The organism is Pelobacter propionicus DSM 2379 (assembly GCF_000015045.1).
GTDB classification, from domain to species: domain Bacteria; phylum Desulfobacterota; class Desulfuromonadia; order Geobacterales; family Pseudopelobacteraceae; genus Pseudopelobacter; species Pseudopelobacter propionicus.
The window spans coordinates 3,771,601-3,793,771 of record NC_008609.1 but is presented as its reverse complement, the minus strand read 5'-3'; the positions used below and the strand labels follow the sequence as shown (position 1 = coordinate 3,793,771).

At 58.1% G+C, this 22,171-nt stretch carries 20 protein-coding genes; 2 read left to right on the top strand and 18 right to left on the bottom strand.

The window, feature by feature from the left end; all coding sequences use genetic code 11:
- Positions 1-5: 5 nt before the first annotated feature.
- The 18 genes from PPRO_RS17065 to dapF all read right to left on the bottom strand — a co-directional run bounded on the left by PPRO_RS17065 (position 6) and on the right by dapF (position 19,202).
- Entirely contained in the window at positions 6-545 is a 540-nt protein-coding gene (locus PPRO_RS17065) for a MotE family protein (RefSeq protein WP_011737240.1), read from the bottom strand.
- The gene (gene fliJ, locus PPRO_RS17060) at positions 545-997 is read right to left on the bottom strand and encodes a flagellar export protein FliJ (protein WP_041532399.1); all 453 of its coding nucleotides are present in this window, start codon (positions 995-997) and stop codon (positions 545-547) included. Before fliJ ends, PPRO_RS17065 begins: the two co-directional genes overlap by 1 nt.
- A 26-nt stretch (positions 998-1,023) precedes the next feature.
- On the bottom strand, positions 1,024-2,343 hold the full coding sequence (locus tag PPRO_RS17055) for a FliI/YscN family ATPase (RefSeq protein WP_011737238.1): 1,320 nt from the start codon (positions 2,341-2,343) through the stop codon (positions 1,024-1,026).
- A gap of 17 nt (positions 2,344-2,360) precedes the next feature.
- Positions 2,361-3,140 (bottom strand): FliH/SctL family protein, encoded by a 780-nt coding sequence (locus PPRO_RS17050; RefSeq protein ID WP_198138301.1) that lies wholly within the window; start codon positions 3,138-3,140, stop codon positions 2,361-2,363.
- Positions 3,100-4,092 carry a flagellar motor switch protein FliG gene (gene fliG, locus PPRO_RS17045; protein WP_011737236.1) on the bottom strand — a complete coding sequence of 331 codons (993 nt, stop codon included), beginning with the start codon at positions 4,090-4,092 and terminating at the stop codon, positions 3,100-3,102. Before fliG ends, PPRO_RS17050 begins: the two co-directional genes overlap by 41 nt.
- Before the next feature lie 31 nt (positions 4,093-4,123).
- Entirely contained in the window at positions 4,124-5,710 is a 1,587-nt protein-coding gene (gene fliF / locus PPRO_RS17040; RefSeq protein WP_011737235.1) for a flagellar basal-body MS-ring/collar protein FliF, read from the bottom strand.
- Between the two features lie 81 nt (positions 5,711-5,791).
- The gene (gene fliE, locus PPRO_RS17035; protein ID WP_011737234.1) at positions 5,792-6,094 is read right to left on the bottom strand and encodes a flagellar hook-basal body complex protein FliE; all 303 of its coding nucleotides are present in this window, start codon (positions 6,092-6,094) and stop codon (positions 5,792-5,794) included.
- A gap of 44 nt (positions 6,095-6,138) precedes the next feature.
- Positions 6,139-6,576: a flagellar basal body rod protein FlgC gene (gene flgC, locus PPRO_RS17030; protein WP_011737233.1), complete on the bottom strand. Its 438-nt coding sequence runs from the start codon at positions 6,574-6,576 to the stop codon at positions 6,139-6,141.
- Complete coding sequence (gene flgB / locus PPRO_RS17025; protein WP_011737232.1) at positions 6,576-6,998, bottom strand: flagellar basal body rod protein FlgB; 423 nt, start codon at positions 6,996-6,998, stop codon at positions 6,576-6,578. The genes flgC and flgB overlap by 1 nt, the downstream gene beginning before the upstream one ends.
- Before the next feature lie 181 nt (positions 6,999-7,179).
- Positions 7,180-9,312, bottom strand: a complete 2,133-nt coding sequence (locus tag PPRO_RS17020) for a tetratricopeptide repeat protein (protein WP_049759786.1) — start codon at positions 9,310-9,312, stop codon at positions 7,180-7,182.
- Positions 9,313-9,325: 13 nt separating this feature from the next.
- Entirely contained in the window at positions 9,326-10,429 is a 1,104-nt protein-coding gene (locus tag PPRO_RS17015; RefSeq protein WP_011737230.1) for a histidine kinase, read from the bottom strand.
- Positions 10,430-10,500: 71 nt separating this feature from the next.
- Positions 10,501-11,007, bottom strand: coding sequence for a chemotaxis protein CheX (locus PPRO_RS17010; RefSeq protein WP_011737229.1), 507 nt, complete (start codon positions 11,005-11,007; stop codon positions 10,501-10,503).
- Complete coding sequence (locus PPRO_RS17005) at positions 11,004-11,369, bottom strand: response regulator (RefSeq protein ID WP_011737228.1); 366 nt, start codon at positions 11,367-11,369, stop codon at positions 11,004-11,006. Before PPRO_RS17005 ends, PPRO_RS17010 begins: the two co-directional genes overlap by 4 nt.
- Positions 11,370-11,480: 111 nt before the next feature.
- Positions 11,481-12,917 (bottom strand): phosphoglucomutase/phosphomannomutase family protein, encoded by a 1,437-nt coding sequence (locus PPRO_RS17000; protein WP_011737227.1) that lies wholly within the window; start codon positions 12,915-12,917, stop codon positions 11,481-11,483.
- A 154-nt stretch (positions 12,918-13,071) separates the two neighbouring features.
- Positions 13,072-13,398: an EscU/YscU/HrcU family type III secretion system export apparatus switch protein gene (locus PPRO_RS16995; RefSeq protein ID WP_011737226.1), complete on the bottom strand. Its 327-nt coding sequence runs from the start codon at positions 13,396-13,398 to the stop codon at positions 13,072-13,074.
- The gene (gene fliK / locus PPRO_RS16990) at positions 13,385-15,577 is read right to left on the bottom strand and encodes a flagellar hook-length control protein FliK (RefSeq protein WP_011737225.1); all 2,193 of its coding nucleotides are present in this window, start codon (positions 15,575-15,577) and stop codon (positions 13,385-13,387) included. Before fliK ends, PPRO_RS16995 begins: the two co-directional genes overlap by 14 nt.
- Positions 15,578-15,617: 40 nt before the next feature.
- Positions 15,618-18,182 (bottom strand): alpha-glucan family phosphorylase, encoded by a 2,565-nt coding sequence (gene glgP, locus PPRO_RS16985; RefSeq protein WP_011737224.1) that lies wholly within the window; start codon positions 18,180-18,182, stop codon positions 15,618-15,620.
- Positions 18,183-18,365: 183 nt separating this feature from the next.
- Entirely contained in the window at positions 18,366-19,202 is an 837-nt protein-coding gene (gene dapF / locus PPRO_RS16980; protein ID WP_011737223.1) for a diaminopimelate epimerase, read from the bottom strand.
- A gap of 300 nt (positions 19,203-19,502) precedes the next feature.
- Between dapF and PPRO_RS16975 the strand changes: the two genes are divergently transcribed.
- Both PPRO_RS16975 and PPRO_RS16970 read left to right on the top strand, forming a co-directional pair.
- Entirely contained in the window at positions 19,503-20,270 is a 768-nt protein-coding gene (locus PPRO_RS16975; RefSeq protein WP_011737222.1) for a GPMC system MBL fold metallohydrolase, read from the top strand.
- A gap of 56 nt (positions 20,271-20,326) precedes the next feature.
- A complete protein-coding gene (locus tag PPRO_RS16970; protein WP_011737221.1) occupies positions 20,327-22,168 on the top strand; it encodes a TIGR04442 family protein in 1,842 nt (613 codons plus the stop codon).
- Positions 22,169-22,171 lie beyond the last annotated feature (3 nt).

Sequence of the window (22,171 nt, the reverse complement as noted above, 5' to 3'; positions counted from 1 at the left end):
GGCCGCTAAGGCATGCCTTTCAGGTTTTCCGTGATCCATTTGACAACTCTGGGTTGTTTCAAGTAAGGAACCAGTTTTGATACTGTTTTGGTATCCATTTGGTTGAGCAAAAAGATAGCCTTATCCTCTTCGAGTTTGTCCATCAATTGTCCAGCCTGTTCAGGTCGCATCTTCTTGAAAACAGCGATCATCTTTTTCTGTTTTTCATCCTGCAGCAGCTTTTTAACCTTCACTGAATCGTCCAATCGCTTCTTGGACTCATCCAGCGATTTGATCTGTAACTCGAGCCGGGTACCCAGTTTCTTTAACTCCTGTTCCTTGGCGGCCAAGGCTGCTTCCCGTTCCGCCAGTTGTTGGCGGCGGGCATCCTGGATTGCTTTTTCCTCACGAGCGGCACGGGACGCACTCAATGGCTGGTCTGTCCCCCCCCCTTTCTTCGGATCAACTCCCTCTTCCGTTGCCGCCATGATCTGTCTGTAGGGAGACGCTGAAGGAAGAAGGCAGGAACACAGGATGGCAATGATCACGAGCAATGGGCGAACCATCAGGCCCTCTCATCTTTTTTTTGCACTGCGATCTCGTCCATGAATGACTGTTCTTTCCTGTCCATTTCCAGCTTGAACTCGGTAGCTTTCTTTTCTTTGAGTGATTCCAGAACCTTCTTGTCTTTGGTCGCGTCCAATAGGGTGGCGCGCCGTTCGCTCAGGATGTGCCCCAGATGATCGACATGCTTTTTATGAGTCTTGATTTCTTCACGCTTGCGCGCAAAAAAATCCGCATATCTGCGAATTTCCTCAATGGAACCCAACTCGCTCTGCCGAATAAAAAACTCCTGAGAGATGCTCTGAGTCTGTGCTTCTTCTCGTTTTAGTCGTTCATGGGCATGATCAAAGCCCTGCTTTGCGGTGGCGAACTCCTGCTTCCTGAGGCGTTCCACATCCAGGCGATATTTGAGTACCTGTTCCAGTTCGAACTGCTTAGCCGTCGCCACGAACATCAACCCCTTTCTTTACGGCAGACAGATTAATCCTGAAAAAGAGCTTTCAAGCTCTCAACGGATTCTTGAAGATTAGCCGGGTCTCGCACAGCCTGTTTCAGGTATGCTGTCATTCCATCCATTTTTGATATTGCATAATCTATGCCTGGGTTGCTGCCTGATTTGTACGCACCGATATTGATGAGGTCTTCGGACTGACGGTATGTGGCCATCGCCTCCTTGAACTTGCCGACCAGTTCCTGGTGATCGGTAACGGTCACATCGTTCATGACCCTGCTGGCACTAGCCAGAATATCGATGGGTGGGTAGATGTTGCGGGAAGCCAGGTTGCGGGTCAAAACGATGTGCCCGTCAAGGATACTCCGCACGGCATCGGAAATCGGTTCGTTAAAGTCATCACCCTCCACAAGAACCGTATACAGACCGGTAATGCTGCCATCGGTAAAATTTCCGGCGCGTTCGAGTAGCTTCGGCAAGGCAGCGAATACCGACGGTGTGTACCCTTTGGTGGTAGGTGGCTCACCGATGGCAAGTCCAACTTCGCGCATGGCCATGGCAAACCGTGTCACGGAGTCCATCATGAGCAGCACTTTCTTGCCCTGTTTCTGAAAGTATTCGGCAATGGTTGTGGCGATGTAGGCGCCACGCATACGTACCAGTGGAGGTTGATCAGAGGTGGCCACCACGACAACGGATTTCTTGAGGCCAATCTCCTGAAGATCCTTCTCGATGAACTCGCGTAATTCTCGTCCCCGTTCACCGATAAGGGCGATCACGTTCACATCCGCCTCGGTATAGCGTGCAATCATGCCCAGCAGTGTCGACTTACCGACACCTGAACCAGCCATAATTCCGACACGCTGCCCTTGACCGCAGGTCAGCAACCCGTTTATGCTCCTGATGCCCAGATCCAGTGGTTTGCGAATGGGAGGCCGTGTCATGGGATTGACCGGCGTCGCGTAAATCGGATACTCCTCCTCCACGTGCAGGGGACCTCTATCATCGATCGGATTACCAAGCCCATCGATGACTCGCCCCAGCATGAGCGGACCAACTCCCATGGAAGCCTGTTCTCTCCTGATGGAGATGAGGCTGTCCAGCCCGACTCCCCTCAGTTCCCCCAATGGCATCAGCAATGTCTTGTTGTTGCGGAAACCAACTACCTCGGCCGGGATCGGTTCACCCACCTGTGGACGAATCTCGCAAATAGCCCCGACGGATGTGTCGGGACAATACCCCTCGATAACGAGTCCCACCACCTGGGTAACCTTGCCATTCAATCTGATCGGGGTCGCATTTTCCACGGCAAAGCGGTATTTTGCCAGATCAATGGATGACTTGGGCACAACATGCTCTCCCGTGGCTATTCATCAATGCCCTTGGACAGGGTGCGTTTCTCATGCATGTTTCGGAAGATTTCATCCAACTGCGCATCGATGCCGGCATCAAGTGTTCCTATTTCCGAGTCGATCTGGCAAAAGCCCTGAAGGACTGCTGGATCCGACTTGAGCTGCATTCTCTCCGTCAGCATCTCCCTTCGGAAGGAATCATCGTGGTCGGTGGTTATCAGGATGTAGTCATCTGGGTTAAGGCGGATGGTAATTTCGCAGCGCTCCGAAAGAGCCGATATGGCCGTTTGCACAACGCCTAGCACGATACCACGATCCTGGGTAACTTCCCGTAAAATGACCTTGCGTGCCACCATCATGACCAGGTTTATCAGGTCGTCCTCGGACTCTCGCATGACTTTTTCGCGAAGATCTTGCACACCTTCCGCGGCTGCTCTGAGTGAGCGGAATACATTCACAAGTCCCCGTTCAGCCAGGTTTTTACCTTCGATGAGGCCATTCTCGAAGGCCTCGGAGAGGCGCCGCTGCAGATCCTCTTCGAGCAGGGTGACTGCTGGGGGCTCATCAATTGTAAGCGGCTCTTCTTCCTGAGGGTGTGGTTTGACGTTTTTTAATTCTGACGAGTCAAAAAGTCCCATTGCCACAAACCCGCCGGATGCCTCGTCGGTTGTCTGGTTCGTGGCCGCCTGGTTGATGGGCTGGAAGGAATATGTGCCGACAGTACCGGCCCCAACCTGCGATGATTTAATGATCCTAGACGAGGACATCGTCTCCACCACGTCCAGCCAATACAATCTTTCCCTCTTCCTCCATCTTCCTGACGATCTTGATGATCTCTCCCTGGGCCTTTTCCACATCGGAGAGGCGTACTGGGCCCATGACCTCAAGGTCCTCCTTGATCATCTCCGCGGCTCTGCTGGAAATGTTTTTGAAGATCTTGTCCTTAACCTCGTCAGGGGACGTTTTCATGGCTAGAGTCAAGGTGTCGTTGCTGATTTCCCGCATAATTGACTGGATGCTGCGGTCATCCAGTTGAAACACATCTTCAAAGGTGAAGAGGTGTTTGCGGATAATCTCTGCCAGGGGCGGACTCAGAACATCCAGTTTGTCGAGTATTTGCTTTTCTTTGCTTCGATCAAAGTGGTTGAACATATCCACCACCTTGTCGATGCCACCAACCTTGTAGCGTTGCACCCCCCCCATGGATTTGATTTCCTTCTTCATCACGTCATCGATTTCCTGCAGGATCTCCGGTGATACTTGCTCGACATCCGCAATGCGCAACACGACTTCGGCCTGCAGTTCCTGGGGGAGCAGGCTGATGATTTCACTGGTCTGTTTCGATTTCAGCTTTGCAAGAATAACCGCCACGGTTTGCGGATGTTCCTGGGAGAGGAAATTTGCAATACTCTTAGCATCCATGTTGGCGAGAATATCCACCAGGTCACCATAACTGGAGGCCTGAAGCTCTTCCATGAGTATCTCCGCCTTGGCCGGCCCGAGGGCTTTTTCAAGAATCTTGCGCACGAACTCGTCTCCCTGGGCGAATATTCCGGATTCAGGATTAATGACGGTGGTAAAGTTTTCCACCACCTCCATAATCGTGCCGCGGGAAATATGGCCCAGTTTTGCCATGCTCTTGCTAATCTTCTTTATTTCATCGTCATCCATGTGCTCGAACACCTGACTGGTAACCTCGTTACCCAGATAGAGGAGCAGGATGGCAGCTTTGTCGGTACCTGTCATAGTTTTCTTGCCAATCCTCGCTTATACGGTATTACTTGCTGTCTTCCCCGATCCAGTTCTGAAGGATCTGGGCGACCTGGTAGGGATCCTTTTTTGCAGTGTCTATCAGGTTCTGCTGTTCCGCCATCTGCATGGAAATCTGGGCACGTTCCGCCGAGGTCAGTTTGTCCGATATTTCATGGACGGTTTCTATGGATTCGCGTGCAGATGGACGCACGATTTTAAGCGACACGAGCAGAGGCCGGATGACAAAGATGATCAACGCCATGAAGCCGAGTCCAATCAACAGATTCTTGAACAGCGACATGAAAAAGGGGTTGTTCCACCACTTCTGTGTCTCGATATTGCCCAGTTCGCCCGTGTCCTGAAAAGGTATGTTCTGTATTGCCAGCTGGTCGCCACGTTCGGCATTGAATCCCACGGCGCTTTTCACAAGTGCTTCTATTTTCTGTAATTCCTCGGGTGAGCGGGGAATGTACTTGGGGGTGGCGGTTTGCCCATCCTTGACTGCGGTTGGCAACGCATACTTGCCATCGACCAGCACGGCAACTGATAATCTGCTGAGCGCACCCACCGGTTCGATAATCTTGGCCGTGGTACGGCTGACCTCGTAATTAAGCGTCTCGTCGTTTTTTGCGGCACCACCGGCTTGCGTGGCTCCGCCCGCCCCAGTTCTCCCAAGGTTTGTCTGCACCCCGGGTACCCCTGCTGCATTGACGGCTGTCGCACCTTTCTCCTCGGAACGCTGTTCGCTCCTGACCGCTATGCTCTCGGGGTCGAACTTTTCCTCGAGTCGTTCAACCTGCTTAAAGTCGAACAGCGCCGAAACACGAGCAATGGCTCTGCCGGAACCGACGACGGGGTCCAGCATGGACTGGATACGTTCTTCGACGTTTTTTTCATAAATCCGCTGGGTCTCCTGCATGACGGAGGTGGCCTTGGATGTTGGATCTGGGTCCCCCCCCCCCTTGTTGAGAACCTTGCCACGGCTGTCGAGTACCGTGACCTGATCAGCCTCCATCCCCTCGATTGACGAGGCGACCAGATGCACGATTCCCTGGACTTCGTTTTGGCGGAGGGAACGGCCTGACTTCATTTTAAGTACAATCGAGGCGGTGGATGGTTTCTCGTTTTCCTTGAAGAGTGATTTTTCAGGAATAACAAGATGGATGCGGGCCTGCTCAACGCCGTTCAGTTGCGAGATTGTACGAGAGAGTTCTCCCTGAAGGGCGCGCTGGTAGTTGATTTTTTGGACGAACTCTGTCATGCCGAAGTTTTTTCGGTCAAAAATCTCAAAGCCTACGCCTCCGCCCTGGGGCAGACCTTCGGACGCCAGGGCGAGGCGTTGCTCGTAGACCAGATCAGCCGGCACCATGATACCCTTGCCGTCAGCGGTAATCTGGTAGGGGGTCTTGTTGTCCTTCAGTTTCTTGACTATTTCGGCAGCATCTTCTGTGCTCAGATTCGTAAACAAGGGGCGGTAGTCAACGCGGTTTGCCACGAATATGAGAACCGCAAATGCGGCAACCGAGAGGATAGCCACCCCGGCAATCAGCATGCGTTTGCCAGGGGAGAGGGCCATGAAAGGCTCTATGAGTCTCTGTAATCCTTCAGGCATGACCTGTCGCCCCGTCCTTTCCGACGTTGATGCGGTTCCAGCGTGACCAACCGTTTTTAAAGATACGGAGTGCCGTGAGCATTACAACTGCATCCTCATGACTTCCTGATAGGCTTCAATTGCCTTATTGCGAACCTGTGACATGAAGAGAAAGGAGATACTGGCCTTCTCCATTGAGATCATGACTTCGTGGAGATTTTTGTTCTCTCCGCTGGCAAGGCCCTGAATCGCCCTGTCAGACTGGTTTTGAAGGTCATTTACCTTGGAAACCAGTTCAGTGAAAAATTTGCCGGCGCCCTCAACTGGCGACGTCTGCTTGGCGCTGCCGGTTGCGGGAAAGGCACTGCCGATTCCAAGCCCGCTTTCAATGCCATTCAACTCCATACGAAAAGCCTCCTTTCCTGATCCGCTTTCAAGCAGTACGCAGATTACTTGCTGATCTCCAGCGCCTTCAGGGCCATGCTTTTAGCTGTCTGTACCGCGGTAACATTGGCCTCATAGGTGCGGCTGGCGCCGATCATGTCCGCCATCTCTTCAATGACGTTCACATTGGGCATGGCCACATATCCCTGGGGATTGGCATCGGGGTGGCTGGGGTCATACTGGATGCGGGGTGGGCTCTGGTCCTCAACCACCTGCTGAACCTCGACTTGGCGAATTTCCCTGTTGGCGGCACCATCCAAGGCCCTGGCGAAACGCCCCTCAACCGGGGTGGCCGCAAAAACGGCGTCCTTACGCTTGTATGGCCCTCCCTCGGGAGTGCGTGTTGCGTTGGCATTCGCCAGATTGCTGGAAATCAGATTCATCCTCGTGCGTTCAGCCGATAGGGCAGAAGCACTGACATTCATTGCACTGAAAAAGTCCATTATTGTTGTCCTTTGATAGCCGTACGCAATCCCTCAAATTTCTTGGTCAGGATCTGCACCGAGGCGTTGTACAGGATTTGATTCTCCACCATTCTGCTCATCTCTCCTTCAAGCTCCACCGCATTGCCGTCTTTCCCCGGTGTTTTGGCTGGAGACTCGATAACTTGTCCCTGAACCGAGTGAATAGTGCCGCCTCCCCCCTTCAGGGGGATGTGGCGGGGATTGGTTGTTGATCCGGTTGTCGTGGGGTTTCCCTTGATGGCTCCCTGAAGTTCGTCCTCAAATACAAGAGCCTTTGGAACATAGTTTGGCGTTTCAGCATTGGCGATGTTGGAGGAAACCAGGTTGTGCTGTTTTGCCCGCAAATCGATGTTCTTGCTGAGGATATCTATGGTGCTGCTAAATAGACCATCTATCGGCATGGTGTCCCTCCTCTGGCGCTCATTAATTTGCAAGATATGTGCCTACTGGTGGGTGCGTTGCTGTCGCATTCGAAGCTATGACAAGCCGACAGACGGAGTCGCTAAAGGCTCAGCAAAAATAGAAAACTCTGTCAAAACCCTGACAGAGTCGCTATTTTGACAGCACTTCCAAGCCAGGTGTCTAGGGAGTGGCTTTGCTGCCGGCGTTTGTTTCCAGCGTTTGCAGGGCGTGGCGAGCGAGGTTTTGCCAATCAGGGTCGCTCCCCTTGGTGGCAACCTGTTCAAAATAGGTCTGGGCGCGTTGCGTCCTGCCTGCGTGCAGGTGAAGCTCTCCCGCCTTGTAGAGCAGTTCGTCTCTCCCCTCCAAATCCGGTTTTTTCAATCCCGCCTCAATAAGCCTTAAGGCGCCCTTCCTGTCCCCCGCGGATTCCCGTGCCGACGCGGCGACGTAATAGGCGTCGGGTAACAGTCGCGCCGCCTTGCCCGTATGGTCGACACCCCGTGGCAGGTACAGTTCCATCGAGCGATAGGCTGGCGCAAACTGGCGCAGCGCCCAGAGGGAACGTCCGAGGTAGTAATAGCTCTCCGCCATGCGCGCCTTTTCTCCTCTGTTCAAAAGCCAGAGGAGCGTATCCCGCGTTTCCTGGTGTCTCCCCTCGCTGTACAAGAGGCCGCCCAGTCGCTCCAGAATCAGCCGTGCCCGCGGATGGGATGCAAATTTCTGGAGGAACATTCGCATGTATTTTTCCGCCATAACGGTATCGCCCAGCAGTTCGGCATTTTCCGCAACCGTTTCGTACATGAAGGGCGCACCGGCAGAGGCCCATTGCCGTTCAAGCAGAAAGCTGAGCAGTCTGATCAATTCGATGGGGCGTCCGGCAGTCTCGTAGGCCCGTACTATCTTTTGCAGAAACTCGGGCTGCTCCATGCACTCGGCCAGGTAATCCTGGTGCTCCTCCGCAAAAAGGATCAGTCCGGATGATTTCCTGGCCCATTCGGTCTCGCGGTATACCTGGGCGACTAGCACTTCTCGAATGGTCCTGCAGACCGCCGCATAGACTCCCCGCGGGTACTTTCTCTGGAACATCACAACCTGTCTGAGCGCATCGGAAGCCTCACCGTGCAGGGATTCCAGGAGGACGTATTTGAACAGGGACTCCTCGCGCAGGTCGATATCATTGCTCTGGCGGTAGATATCCAGGTAGGCGTTTCCCAGGCTGAGATAATTCCAGGGGGTTGCCTGCAGGAAGTCGCGATCCTTAAGTCTGAGCATGGCTATCCAGGTGGCCTTGTTGTCCCGGAAGTTCTCTGAAACCGTGCGGTAGACACCCAACGCCTCCTGTTCGTGTCCCTGGCGAACCAGAATATCCGCCATTCGTACGAGAAGAACCGGAGCGAACTTTTTCTCGGCCAGGCGGGCGATCAGCCCGGAAAGCAGGCTGCGTGCGGCGCTCAGATCGCCCCCGCGGGCGATGCTGTCCCCGTAGTAGAAGGTTACCGCCGGATTCAGGTTCAGAAATGCCGGCCAGAGCTTTTCCGCCTCGCGAAATGAGGAAAGTGCCTGGGAATACTTCTGCAGCTTGTAGTGGGTCTCTCCGAGGCGGTACAGGGCCAGTGGTTGTATGGCTGTTTTCCGTGATGTGAACTGGGCAAAGCCCTCTTCCGCCTCCGACAGGTTGCCCTTGTAGAGGGCCGCCTCTGCCGCCAGGAAGACTTCCTGACCGTCTCTGTCCAGCAGGTTTTTCAGCAGTATCTGGTCCGTGGGAACGAACGGAAACTCGGATTTTAGCGGAGGATCGAAATCACGCACCAGTTTTTCAACACCGCTCCAGATCCGATCACGTCCGGAGCGTTGCGCAGGGGGGAGCGGCGAACCAAACTGTGTGCCGATATCCAGGGTTATCGCGTTTACTCCGTCCACGCTGACATCGCGCCATATCCGGTCGGTGGCAAAGGGGAAGGTCAGGACCAGGCTGTCCCCGCTCCGGGAGAAAACGACTCCTCCCAGGTTGGTATCGGAATAACGACGAAATTTTTTGAGCAGGGGGCCATCCGTATCCGCAAGCCTGATGCGCAGCCTGTTGCCGGGCAGGCGTGACAGGGTGTAGTGCGGCCGATTTTCAAGCGCGATGGTAATGCGTGTGAAATGCTGCTTCTGGCGGAGGGATACTCGGTGGAGGCTGTTGGCTGGAAGTGATGCCACTGCCGGAGAGGTCATGAAGCCGGAAAGCAGGGCCGTCAACAGCGTGACCGATAGGGCGTGCAGCGAAAGAAAACGCCGTATGTCTCTGCGGATATCGTATGCACGGCTCATGGCGCCCATCCATTCACAGCTGCTTGTCGAGGGGATGCTGGTCTGCCAGCTTGCAGCATCTGCGGACCTTGGCTGCCAGCTCATCTTCGCTGCAGGGGGTGAGGGCAATGTCCCGCGCTCCATATTTCAGCGCCTTCAGCGCAGCGGTCCGTGTCCAGCGTTCGGCACTCATCATTATTGGCGGAGGGGAATCCTGGCGCAGAGCCATGACCTTTATACATACCGCCAGTTCCCGGTCATCCGCATCCACCGAACCGATAATGACCAGTCGCACGTTCCGACCGGAAAAGAGATCTTTTATATTGTCATCCAGCGTTCCCTCCACCACCTGGAAGCCGGTGAACGTCACGGCGTCAGCGAGCAGGCGGCGCGCATCACCATCATCCTGGAGGAGTACGATACTGTCGACACCCTCCTCTCCGGAGACGGGGGGGGCGCCACCACCAGCCACGCCTTCCTCGGGCGAAACGGGAGCGGCTTCGGCAGCAACAGGCTCATCGCCCTCCACCGTGTCGTGCGCAACCTGTTCCACGGGTTCCGGGGGAGGGTCAAACTGATTGCCGAGTGATACCGGTATCAGCACATCAAGGTAATTCAACTCCTGATCCGCCATCTCGAGACGAGAGCGGAACATGAGGTATTCATTTTCAGGAATCGGCTCGTCTTCGGACAACTGGTCTATGTCCGGAACGAATTTTTTTGGGGGCAGTACCTTCAGGTGAACCTTGTTGGGCAAGGTCCCTTGAAATACCGTGTTGAAGGAGCCGTTAACCATGTTCCCGATCTCGGAAAAAGCATCGATATCATCGTTTTCGATGATGGCAAGGCGCCTCTTCTCCTGGATGCGCGCCGGGGGGATGCCCAGCAGGGTACTGCTCATGACAATGGCGTCACGCAGCGAGAATACGAGATAGAACTGGCCGACATAGGCTTCGCGCGAGTCGACGCCGATGACGAAAATGGAGTCGTCAAGTTCGCCGAAGTATGCCGTTTTGTTGGTGGCAAGAGAATCGGTGAGGGAAATGCTAAGGTCCTGGCCAAGGAGCATGCCGCTCTCTTCGCCAGCCTGCTTCAGGGCAGACTCCAGCATTTCATGTAGCGTGGTATAACCATCCATGGTGCGTAATCTTCCGGTTCAGGATCAGTCCTACCACACCGGGCGGCAGATCAGGGCATGAGATAACGACATCAATCTTCCTTCTTGAGGGTCAGGCCTACCAGAAATCTGTCGTCATCGATTTTGAAGGGAATTACGACGCAATCCATGTCGGAGAGAGAGTTGACCGTATAATCTTCTCCGGAGATCACGGTGGGAATCGACAGCTTCACATCGAGGCCCCCCTTGGAGAGCACCTGCTTGACGCTGCCGCCCAGCATGTTGGCTATTTCGCCTATGGCGTCATTGAGGTCCTCGTTAACCTCGTCGCACTCCATGCCAAGCATGCTGGAGGTGATCCTGAGGGCCAACGATACCGGACAGTGGATAGAGATGACGCCGGAGTAGGTGCCGGCAAAGCCGACCATGCCGGTAATGCTGCACTGGAAGCGGTTGATCGGCTCCTGGAGAGGATAGTCGTCAGAAGCATCCATCATGATCATGGTGGAGAACACTTCCTGTGTCGCATCGATGACATACTTTGCCAACTGCTCTTCGGTAAAGATATTGGATGCGGCAATATCGGGGTTAAGGCTCATAGGAGGCCTCCCAGCTTCTCCTGAAGCTGATCCGGGGTAAATGGCTTCTTGATGCTGTCGCTGGCCCCGTTTCCGATGGCCTCCTTGATGATTTCCTCGCCCCCCTCGGTGGTTATCATCACGATGGGAACGGTGTTCCCATTGCCCCTGACCGTTTTGACGAACTCCAGTCCATCCATGTTGGGCATGTTGATGTCGGAGAGGATCAGGTTAACCGTTTTGCCGGAGGCGAGTACGTTTAATCCCTCGATGCCGTCGCCCGCTTCATATACCTCGTCAACCGGCAGACCTGCCTGACGCAGTGAACGTGAAATAATCTTTCGCATGGTGGATGAGTCGTCGACTATGAGAATGTTTGCCATTTCAGAATCCTCCTCTTTCGGTTTCCCGCTCGTGCGGCAGGGTCTATTTGTTCGATGAGTAATACCATAGTATCCATAAAATTCATCATTTTTTTTCTGGTCCGAACGTTGTTACAGAGAAGCCGGCTGACAGCCTGGTGCCACGCCGGCGAGGAGTTCCGCCTCCCTCAGAAGTTGGTCGACCCGATCGGGGGAGGTGGCCTCGCTGTAGAGTCGCAAGACCGGCTCGGTGCCTGACGGCCGGATCAGGAGCCAGTCGCCGTTTTCGAAGAAGAACTTGAAGCCGTCACTGAAGTTGGTGGCAACGACCATCCTGCTGGCAATCTCTGCTGGCGGCTCTGTCCTGAGCCTTGCAACCAGCCGTTCCTTGGCATCTTCCGCAATGCGGTGATCTATGCGCCGATAGAAAAAATGGCCGATCTCGTCCATGGTCTCATTCAGCAGCTGCCGCAGTCCCTTGCCGTTAACCGCCATGACTTCAAGCAATAAGAGTGCCATAAGGATGCCATCCCGTTCGGGGATGTGCCCCTTCACCCCCAGCCCTCCCGATTCCTCGCCCCCCATCAGGATGTCCTCCTTCAGCATCAATTCACAGATATGCTTGAAGCCAATGGGGGTCTCGAAGAGCCGCAGCCCGTACCTGGCTGCCAGCAGATCTACCATGCGGGTGGAGGAAACGGTTTTGACCACCCCGCCACGCAACTTCTTGTGCTCGATCAGATGACGCAGTATGACGGTGAAGATGCAGTGGGAGGAGAAGAAGTCACCGTTCTCGTCAATCGCCCCGATACGGTCGGCATCACCGTCCAGGGCAAGCCCAACCCGGTATGTGCCGCCGGCCACCAGAGCGGAAAGCTCGGCCAGATGTTCCCCGATCGGCTCGGGGGGCTGGCCCCCAAAGCAGGGGTTCTCAACGCAGTGGATCTCGTCCACCCCTGCCAGCAGGCGTGGGATGGCGCCGCATCCGGCACCGTACATGGGGTCCACCACCGCCGCGATACCGGATTCGGCAATCAGATCCAGGTCAACATAGCGCCTGATCTGCTCAAAGTAGCCCTGGCAAGGATCGAAATACTCGATCATCCCCTCCCTCAGGGCATCATCGAAGGGGCGCTCCTGGATGGGGCGGCCAGTCGCCACATTGGCGGCCACGATCTCCTCCAGGGCACTGGTGGTGGAAGGGAGGGCGGAGCCGCCAAAAGCCTCCTTGATCTTGAAGCCGTTATACTCCGGAGGATTATGACTGGCGGTGACCATTATGCCCGCTCCTGCTCCGCTCTCCCGCACTGCCCAGGAAATGGCCGGAGTTGGTGCATAGCCGTCACTCAGCCTCACCCTGATGGCGTTGCCTGCGGCGATCTCGGCCACCCGACGGGCGAATTCGCGGGACAGGAAGCGACGGTCGTAACCGACTACCAATCCCCTGCCGGCCGCATTGGTTTGAATGAGGTAATCCATGGTGGCCTGGGCCACCAGAGAGAGGTTGTCAAAGGTAAAATCACGGGCGATCACGCCACGCCAGCCATCGGTCCCAAACTTGATCCGCATCGATCCTCCAACAGGTAACGGTATGGTGTCATTCCAATCCCAACTCAAAGCGCTCTCTTCGTTGGCTCGTTCAAGGCTCCTCAACGTACTGCCTGTACGCCTTCGTCGCCTTCTTCCTCGCCGCCTTGATATCATCTTTGATTTGAAACCGGAATCACTCTGATTCCATGCCGGCGATGCCATGACGTTCGCGGTCAATGGGGTGCGTTCCCCCGGTCTCCGCTTCCATCCTGTACAGCCACACCAGCACTTCAGCCACCGCCCGGTAGAGTTCGGGCGGGATGAACTGGTCCGTGTCAACCTGCATCAGCAGCTGGACCAGTTCCGGCGATTCGTGAATATAAACTCCTGCCTCGCGGGCGCAGGCAATGATTGCCTCTGCCATGACCCCCTTGCCGCGGGCCACCACCACCGGCGCGTAATAGCCCTGCTTGTAGGAAATGGCGGCAGCCTTGCGCTCGTCGCTGTCAGGATTCGTCATGAAGCACACCGATTTCAGCAGGTTCCAGGCCGGCGGCCTGCAACTGCTCCACCAGCTTCCCGCGTTCTCTTCCCAGCAGTTCCACTGCTCCGGACTCTCCGGCACGTAATTCGATTGCCACCCGATTGCCGTCCAGCGTCAGCCTGGCCGCAACGGCTCCCAGCCGGGGCAGGTCAACCCGTAACGTCGTATCCCAGGTTCGCTCCTGGCCCCCTTCCCTGTTCCTTCGGGCCTCGCGCTCGCCCACCGCCCACTCCAGCGGCTGTCCCTCAAAGAGTTGTCCTCGAAAGATGATCTGTCCCGATTGCAGCGATTCCAGCTGCTGCCGCAGCAGCGGCAGAGTGCTCTGGTCAGCCACATCTTCATGGCCCAAGACCCGGCCGGCCTTTTGGAAGGCAGCTTCCATGGCCTCCAGCGTGGCATCTTTCAACGCCGGCTGCGGCGTCCCCTCGCCCTGGTGATCCAGCGGCGGCGTGTCCGGTAGTGACTGGTTCAGCCGGGACAGGCGACCCTGGGGCTCCCTGAGCAGATCCTCCAGCTGGTACTCGCCGCCGAACCAGCGTGCCAGATGCGACTCGTAGAACAGGCCACTCTCCCGCAACCCCTGCTGGAGCATGCTTCCTACGTGCGCGCCGTCCGTTGGTGGTCCGGAGAGCAGAATCCGCAGAATGCCCAAAGTCTCCTGTGCCGGCGCGCTTTCCGCGGTAGAACCGAGAAAACCGCTCAGCCAGCGGCCGGTTTCGCTGACCCTCGAGTCCCCCGGCCTTCCGAAGCGGGTCATCAGAAAGGTCGGCCGGGCATTGCCCGCGATGTAGAAGAGGCTGACCCGGTCACCAAGGCGCGTCCCCCTGGGCATGGTGAATTCCAGCATCTGGCCGGCAACCAGTACCGTGAAGTGCCCACCACCCAAGGACGCCAGTACCTCGCCTTTCAACTGCTGTCCGGCGGAGAAAAAAACTCCCTGGGTCTGCTGGTTGAGCGCCTCCACCAGGGCCAGCCGGTTCCCCCTGATCAAGGCCTGGAGCAGTCTGGCCATGTCATCGCTGAGTACGATGCCATTGCCTTGCTGCTGCGTTGCTTGCCGTGCCATGAGCGAGACAGCGCTCTCCGCGCCATGCTGTCGTCCCCCCTCCATGACCGTCTGGTAGGTAATGGCCTCGTCCAGGATCGCCGTGAAAGCAGGCGAGTCGGCTGGAAGACTTCTCAGTACCGATGCGAGCCGGTCCAGCACGTGGCTCTGCTGGACCGATATCCCCCCCTGGCTGTGCTCCAGGCTACTCAGCCAGCGTCCGGCATTGCTCAGGCCCCCCTGGGCGCCCTCCGGGGTAGGGCGTGCCATGGCGAAGGTCGGCTTGGGGTCGGAGGAGATAAAGGTCAGCCGCAGAATCTCACCCTGCTGTACCGTGCGCGGCAGCACCAGCTCCAGGGTCGTGCCTGCCACCGTGACAAATGCCCGTCCGCCGGGGAGCGTACCCTGCACCGCGGCATCCACCTCCTGGCCGGGAAGGAGCGAGAGGGGAACCACCGGAGAATTGATCGCCTCCACCAGGGTGAAACGGGAATTGCGGGCTATCTGCAGCAGGATCTGGGAGGCGCCGGATTCGAAGGCGGTCAGGCGGGCCTGGGCTGTTGCCGTCTCCCCGCCGCTAACGGGGAAGGAGCCGGCGGCCGTTCGCGGCAGGGCCGTTTCTCCTCCGCGGGCGGTTCCATAGGTCAGCGCTTCGTCCATCAGGTTGGCCAGAACCCCCGATTCCCCCGCTGAACTTCGCAGCAGCCCGCTGATGCTCTGCAGGGATGAGCGCAGCCGGGGATCATTGATCTGTTCGCTGTGTGCCAGGAGTCCCAGCAGCCGGGAGGCATCGGAAAGGGTGATGGGGGGCGTTGTTCCACCCTGGCGGGCAATGGCAAAGGTCGAGCGCGGTTCGGAGGAGACGAAGGTCAGCTCCAGGTTCTGCCCCGATCGCACCGGCATGGGCAGGTTGAGGTTCAGTGTCTCCGAACCGAGCCGCACCTGCACCCGGCTGTCGGGGAGTGTTGTCAGTACCTGGGCCGTCACCCTCTGACCGGGAGTCAGGCCGATGATTCCCGCCGTGTCCCGGTCGGCGCTGACAAAGGAGAAATTCGATGCCTTGGAGAGAAGATCGAAAACCTGCTGCTGAATGTCCGAGCCTATGGCCATGACTGACTACCGCGCCCTGATGGTGCAAAGCATCTGAAGTCTATCCCCAGAGCAGATAGCCGGGTTCATAGATAGGGCCCAGCAGTTTGTGGCGCGGCATGACGCGCAGCATGAAGCCGTGGCGCCCGCAGAAGCGGCACTCTATCCGGCCGGCGAACTGGTGCACGGCATTGCCCAGGGCACTGACATGTTCAAGGGTGACGCTCTCCCCCCCCTGGATGACGCCGGTGGAATCCAGCACGCCGAAGTACCCCTCCACGGCCACCTCGTCCAACTCCAGTTCGCCCAGGGCCACCCTGGCGCCGATGGGAATGCTGCTCCCCACCGCCACCGCCTCGGAAACCTGTGCCTCGGCATGCTCGATGCGTACCTGGGGCCAGGCCTTGAAGATGCGCTCCTTCCAGCGGGCCAAGTCCAGGGCCAGGGCCAGATCGTCCGCCACCAGTCTGTTCCACTGCGCATAGGAAGGGATGTAGGTGGTCGTGGTGTACTCCTGTACCATGCGCTCGGTGGAGAATACCGGACAGAGGCTCTGCAGGGATGCCTTCATGGTGCCGACCCAGGCACGGGGTATGCCGTCGCTCCCCCGCTCATAGAAGTGCGGCACGACCTCCTTTTCCAGCAGGTCATAGACGGCGCGTCCCTCCACCTGGTTCTGGTACTCCGTATCCTCGTATACCTCGCCCTTGCCGATTGCCCAGCCGTTGTTGCGCTGGTATCCCTCACACCACCAGCCGTCCAGCACGCTCATGTTCAGGCCGCCGTTAAAGGCCACCTTCATGCCGCTGGTGCCGCTGGCCTCCATGGGGCGCAATGGGGTGTTGAGCCAGACATCCACACCCTGAACCAGGTGGCGGGCCACCTCCATGTCGTAGTCCTCGATGAACACGATGCGGTGGCGGAAGCGTTCCTGGTGGGAGACCTGCACGATCTGGCGGATCAGCTCCTTCCCCTCATGGTCCTGGGGATGGGCCTTGCCGGCAAAGATGATCTGCACCGGCATCTCCGGGTTGTTCAGGATGCGGGCCAGGCGGTCCAGGTCGCGCAGGAGCAGCGTGCCCCGCTTGTAGGTGGCGAAGCGCCGGGCAAAACCGATGGTCAGCACCTCCGGGTCCAGAACCTCTTCGGCAATGGAGATCTCCTTCAGGGTGGCCCCCACCTTGACCAGCTGCTGTTTCAGGCGTTTGCGGGCAAAATCCACCAACTTTTCACGGCAGCTCTGCTGGGTCCGCCACAGCTCCGCGTCGGGAATCCTGGCGATCCGTCGCCAGGCGCCGTGATCGGCCGGGTCGTCCCTCCAGCGGTTTCCCAGGTAGCGCACCAGCAGGCTGCTCATCTGGTAGGACATCCAGGTGCGGGTATGGACGCCGTTGGTAACGTAGGTTAGCGGCAGCTGCTCATCGGGCAGTTCCGGCCAGATGTTGCGCCACATCTTGCGCGACACCTCGCCGTGCAACTGGCTGACGCCGTTGGCGTGGCTGGCCAGCTTCAGCGCCAGGACCGCCATGCAGAAGCTCTCCTGGTGGTTTTTGGGGTTCTGGCGCCCCAGGCCGAAGAATTCGTTGCTGCTCAGGCCGAGGGAGTGGTAGTAGCGGCCGAAGTACTTCTCCAGCAGCGACTCCGGGAAGTGATCGATGCCCGCTTCCACCGGGGTATGGGTGGTGAACACGTTTCCGGCGCGGACGATCTCGCGGGCCTCGCTGAAGTCCACGTCGCGCCGCTCCATCAGCAGGCGGATACGCTCCAGAGCCAGAAAAGCGGCGTGTCCTTCGTTCATATGGCAGATATTGGGAAGAATGCCCATGGTCCGCAGGGCACGGATGCCGCCGATCCCCAGCAGGATCTCCTGCAGCATGCGCATCTCCTGGTCGCCGAAGTAGAGCTTGGCCGTGATCAGCCGGTCTTCAGGGCTGTTCTCCTCCAGGTTCGTGTCCAGCAGATAGAGCGGCACCCGGCCGACCTGCACCCGCCAGATGCGGGCCAGAAATTTCCGGGGGCCGAACTCCAGTTCGATGGTATGGGGAGTCCCGCTGTCGTCCCGCTCCAGCACCAGGGGCAGGTTGTAGAAGTCGTTCTCCGGGTAGTACTCCTGCTGCCACCCCTCGTTGTTCAGGTATTGGCGGAAATACCCCTGGCGGTAGAGCAGTCCCACCCCCACCAGCGGGATCCCCAGATCGCTGGCAGACTTGAGGTGATCGCCGGCCAGGATGCCCAGGCCGCCGGAGTAGATCGGAATCGATTCGTGCAGCCCGTATTCCATGGAAAAATAGGCGACCTTCATGGTGGAATGGCCGTCTGCGTTCTTCTGGAACCAGGTCTTTTCCTGGAGATAGTCGTCCAGCTTCTCGTCCACCATCTTCAGGTGGGCCATGAAGCCCTCGTCGCTCTGCAGCGTTTCCAGGGTGGTCTGCTGCAGAATTCCCAGCATCTCCACCGGGTTGTGGCGGGTGGCCTGCCACAGGTCGGCATCCATGCGGCGGAACAGGTTGATGGCGTCCGGTTCCCAGCACCACCACAGGTTGTAGGCGATGCGCTGGAGCGGAGAAAGGTCGCCGGACAGGGAGGGGACCACGGAAAAGGTGTGCAGCATCTTGCTGAAATCCATGAGAATACTCCTGATATGCCACGATTGGGACAGCGTCATGGAGCTGGCCGGATCTTGTTCCTCTACCGGAAGCGGGCTAACCACGGGAGAGCCACGTCAGGCAACGGATGGTGATGGGTATTCCCCGAAGCGTCCCGCGTCGCGTCACGATTTCAGGAACACGCCACCTGTTGGAACGGGGGGCTACAGCATGATCTCTCCGGAAAACACCTCCACCGCCGGGCCGGTCATGTAGATGTTGCCGTCCTCGGCCCATTCCATCTCCAGGTCGCCGCCCGAGAGGTGGTTGAGTATGCGCTTTTCCGTCAAGCCGTTCAGTACGCAGGCCGCCGTGACGGCGCTGGAACCGGTGCCGCAGGCCAGGGTCTCGCCCGCGCCCCTCTCCCAGGTGCGCTGACGCACCTCGGTGCGGGAGATAATCTGGACGAACTCCACGTTGGTGCGGTTGGGGAACAGTTCGTGGTTCTCGATCAGCGGGCCATAGGTGGAGACCGGGAAGCCGGCCACGTCATCCACGAAGATCACGCAGTGCGGATTGCCCATGGAGGCGCAGGTGATGTTGAAGGTGCGGTCCAGTATGGTCAGCTGTTCGCCCACCACCTGGGGAGCCGCATCGCCCCGCATGGGGATCTCGCTCCTGGCCAGGCGGGGAGGTCCCATGTTGACCCGCACCTTTGCGATCTTTCCGTCACTGCCCGCTATCAGGCGCAGGGCCAGGATGCCGGCCCCGGTTTCGGCGGTGATCTCCTTCTTGGATACGATGCCGTGATCAAAGGCGTATTTTGCCACGCAGCGGATGCCGTTGCCGCACATCTCCGATTCGGAGCCGTCGGAATTGAACATCCTCATGCGGACATCGGCAGTTGTGGAGGGCATGATCAGGATCAGGCCGTCCGACCCGATGCCGAAGTTGCGGTTGGAAACCTGTATGGCAACCTGGCGCGGATCGGCAACCGTCTCCTCAAAACAGTTCACATAGACGTAATCATTTCCAGCGCCCTGCATTTTCGTGAATTTCATGAATTGTCTTCCCCTTTGCATATCTGTGCCATGATGCGCTACCATAGCAAATCCGCGCCAGCGCAACAAGCATATTTGATGTGTCGTGCAGACGCCGCAAACCCAATGTCGACGGGCTGTTGTGAACCCATACCCTTTGCTCCCCCCGCGGCCCCGCGGGCAGGCGAGCGGATGCGAACCCGGGCCAGAACGTTCTGGAGCCCGCCGCTCCATCAGCCCTTTTCAGCCGGGGAAAACGGCCTTGCCTGGGGAGGTCAATTCTGATAGTTTCACGACAAATTCCAGAGAAGGACACAGTTGATGAAGTGTATTATACTCGGCAGCGGGACCTCCACCGGGGTGCCCATGGTTGGATGCGGTTGCGCGGTCTGCTCCTCGGATGACCCGCGCGACGTGCGCACCAGGGCGTCGCTGCTCATCCGCCACGGAGGGAAGAACATCCTGGTGGACACCGCCACCGACCTGCGTCACCAGGCACTGCGCGAGAAGGTCAGGCATATCGATGCCGTGCTCTTCACCCATCCCCATGCGGATCATGTCAACGGCATCGACGACCTGCGCGGCTTCCACTTTCTCCACAAGCGGGTTGTCCCCTGCTTCGCGTCGGCAGCCACCTTTGCCACCCTGATGAACGGATTCTCCTATATCTTCAGGGAACACGAGGGTTCGAGCTACACGCCGCTGCTGAAAGCTCACAACATCTCCGCCCCCTTCGAGCTGTTCGGCCTGACCGTGATCCCGGTGCCGCTTACCCATGGCGCCATCTCGGCCCTGGGGTACCGCATCGGGAACTTCGCCTACCTGACCGACTGCAACGAGATCCCCCAGTCGTCCCTGCCGCTGCTGTGGGGACTGGAGATCCTGGTCATCGACGGTCTGCGTTGGAACCCGCACCCGTCCCACTTCAACATCGAAACGGCGATAGCGGCCGTGAGCCGGCTGCGGCCGGGACGCACCATCCTGACCCACCTGTCCCACGACGTCCTCTACAGCGATGGCGTGAGGCTGCCGTCCGGATTCGAATTCGCCTACGACGGCATGGAGCTTGAACTGGAGGATACGGACTGAGCCGCCCGGCAGGAGGCTCGGCGCCGCCCCTCCCCGGACTCCGGGGGATCAAACCTATGCACAAGGACATCAGACTTCACGGACAGGCAGCCGACGGGATCGAGTACTACGCCATGGTGGTGGGGACCGAGGCGTACCAGCGCTACTTCTTCAATATCGTCCAGGAGGAGGAGCGGCTGCGCATCTTCTCGCCGGGCAACGAGTTCACCATCACGTCCCAGGGGATCGGGTATCTGGGCAACGGCGGCTACTTCTGCGAGTACATGTTCGGCGTGGACCAGCCCACCTCGGACCTCACCAAGCCGGAGATCATCAACCGCCTGGTCATGTACGGCGCTAAAGCGGACGACGCCAGCACCGTGGTCCGCTTCAGCGACCTCACCTCGGGGAGCCAGAGCTACGACGCTATCTTCCTGGACGGCAACGCGGTCTGCAACTACTTCTTCTTCGTCCACTCCGGCCGGCTCTCCCTCCCCCTGAAGGAACAGCAGGAGGAGCTGGTCAGGCTGGTGGGCAAGGTGCTCAAGCGCTCCGAGACGGTGGGCGAGGAGCGCGACGACGCCCTGGTAACGGAGATCTTTCCGCTGCTCAAGGACGAGGCGGCCCAGCTGTTCATCATCAAGCTGGTCAACCGCGGTCATCGCGAGTACCGCGACCTGTTCCGCCGACTCTACTTCCAGAGCAAAAAGATCTCCGACGACGACTACAGCCGCCTGGTGACCCTGGCGGCACGGCATCGCATCGACCGCTACCAGCAGGAGCGCATCCGCATCGACGTCATGTACCGCCATCCGGCCAACAGGCGCATCGTGGACGAGTACCGCAGCATCCTTTTGGCCTGCAATGCCAGGGGGGAGATCGGCAGCCTGGACAACGCGCGCCTAACCCGCCTGAAGACCCTCTCGGTGCGCAACAAGCTCCCCGGAGCGCTTTTCTATACCCTTGACGAGATGCTCAAAAACGGCCGCAACCTGACAAGCGTGGAGGAGAGCGACTATCTGGCCACCACCCGCCAGATACTGCAGGGCATCTTCCTGCGGGAGAAGATGATCGAGAGCCGCATCGACCGGGAAGACATGTTCAGGCTGATAAAGGCCAAGAAGAGCGCCATGGAGAAGCGCGACCACGCCTTCGACCAGCTCCTGCTGGACGCCAGCAAAGAGTGCGACGAGAAGATCCGCGACGGCGCCGACCCGGGCCTGCTGGACGGCTTTTCCTATGTGATCACCTACCTGGACCGCTTCGACGGTGTCGCCAACCTGATCAACAACCTGGCCTTCATGGAAAACGTGCGCATCAACGACGAGATGCTGCGCGGCCTTGTGGAACACAAGGCCGCCTTCGACAACCTGCGCCGGGACTGCTTCAGGGAGCTGTTCATCCGTGACCTGTTCGGAAACGCCTACCTGGGGCGCTTCGGCCGCCGCAAGGTCCAGGCACTGATGGACGGGCTGGAGGAGATCGAGGCCAGCGCATCATCCATTGAGGCCCTGGCGAGGCGGCTTCTGGATATCGACCAGGAGGAGCGCATCTACCTGGCGCTTCTGGAGCATGTGCGCGACCGCATCCGCAATTTCTACTCCCGCTTCACCACCAAAGCCGACCAGCAGGCACTGCGGCGGGAGGTGACCGAAGAACTCAAGGCCAGGAAACGGATCCAGGGCGACATCCCCGACCACCTGTTCAACGAGACCATCTTCACCATCAAGAAAGAGGCCATGTACCTGCACACCCTGCTCCCCACCATTATCTCCGAATGCAACGTCGGGCTACGGGAGGACTTCCTGGAGAACTCCGGCCTGGACCGCTTCTATGTGGAGGAGCTGGAGCGTGACTACTACGAGAAAAATGGCCTGGATCTTGAGGAACTCTACCAGATCAGAAAGGGCTTAAGCTGAGAC

Excerpts from the sequence above, each read along its gene's own strand:
- PPRO_RS17005 (WP_011737228.1), bottom strand. The coding sequence starts at position 11,369 with ATGGCAAACATTCTCATAGTCGACGACTCATCCACCATGCGAAAGATT.
- glgP (WP_011737224.1), bottom strand. The coding sequence starts at position 18,182 with ATGGATTTCAGCAAGATGCTGCACACCTTTTCCGTGGTCCCCTCCCTG.
- PPRO_RS16975 (WP_011737222.1), top strand. The coding sequence starts at position 19,503 with ATGAAGTGTATTATACTCGGCAGCGGGACCTCCACCGGGGTGCCCATG.
- PPRO_RS17065 (WP_011737240.1), bottom strand. The coding sequence starts at position 545 with ATGGTTCGCCCATTGCTCGTGATCATTGCCATCCTGTGTTCCTGCCTT.
- PPRO_RS17000 (WP_011737227.1), bottom strand. The coding sequence starts at position 12,917 with ATGCGGATCAAGTTTGGGACCGATGGCTGGCGTGGCGTGATCGCCCGT.
- PPRO_RS17015 (WP_011737230.1), bottom strand. The coding sequence starts at position 10,429 with ATGGATGGTTATACCACGCTACATGAAATGCTGGAGTCTGCCCTGAAG.
- fliG (WP_011737236.1), bottom strand. The coding sequence starts at position 4,092 with ATGACAGGTACCGACAAAGCTGCCATCCTGCTCCTCTATCTGGGTAAC.
- fliF (WP_011737235.1), bottom strand. The coding sequence starts at position 5,710 with ATGCCTGAAGGATTACAGAGACTCATAGAGCCTTTCATGGCCCTCTCC.
- fliE (WP_011737234.1), bottom strand. The coding sequence starts at position 6,094 with ATGGAGTTGAATGGCATTGAAAGCGGGCTTGGAATCGGCAGTGCCTTT.
- fliK (WP_011737225.1), bottom strand. The coding sequence starts at position 15,577 with ATGGCCATAGGCTCGGACATTCAGCAGCAGGTTTTCGATCTTCTCTCC.
- PPRO_RS16970 (WP_011737221.1), top strand. The coding sequence starts at position 20,327 with ATGCACAAGGACATCAGACTTCACGGACAGGCAGCCGACGGGATCGAG.
- PPRO_RS17020 (WP_049759786.1), bottom strand. The coding sequence starts at position 9,312 with ATGAGCCGTGCATACGATATCCGCAGAGACATACGGCGTTTTCTTTCG.
- PPRO_RS17010 (WP_011737229.1), bottom strand. The coding sequence starts at position 11,007 with ATGAGCCTTAACCCCGATATTGCCGCATCCAATATCTTTACCGAAGAG.
- dapF (WP_011737223.1), bottom strand. The coding sequence starts at position 19,202 with ATGAAATTCACGAAAATGCAGGGCGCTGGAAATGATTACGTCTATGTG.
- fliJ (WP_041532399.1), bottom strand. The coding sequence starts at position 997 with ATGTTCGTGGCGACGGCTAAGCAGTTCGAACTGGAACAGGTACTCAAA.
- flgB (WP_011737232.1), bottom strand. The coding sequence starts at position 6,998 with ATGCCGATAGATGGTCTATTTAGCAGCACCATAGATATCCTCAGCAAG.
- PPRO_RS16995 (WP_011737226.1), bottom strand. The coding sequence starts at position 13,398 with ATGACGAATCCTGACAGCGACGAGCGCAAGGCTGCCGCCATTTCCTAC.
- flgC (WP_011737233.1), bottom strand. The coding sequence starts at position 6,576 with ATGGACTTTTTCAGTGCAATGAATGTCAGTGCTTCTGCCCTATCGGCT.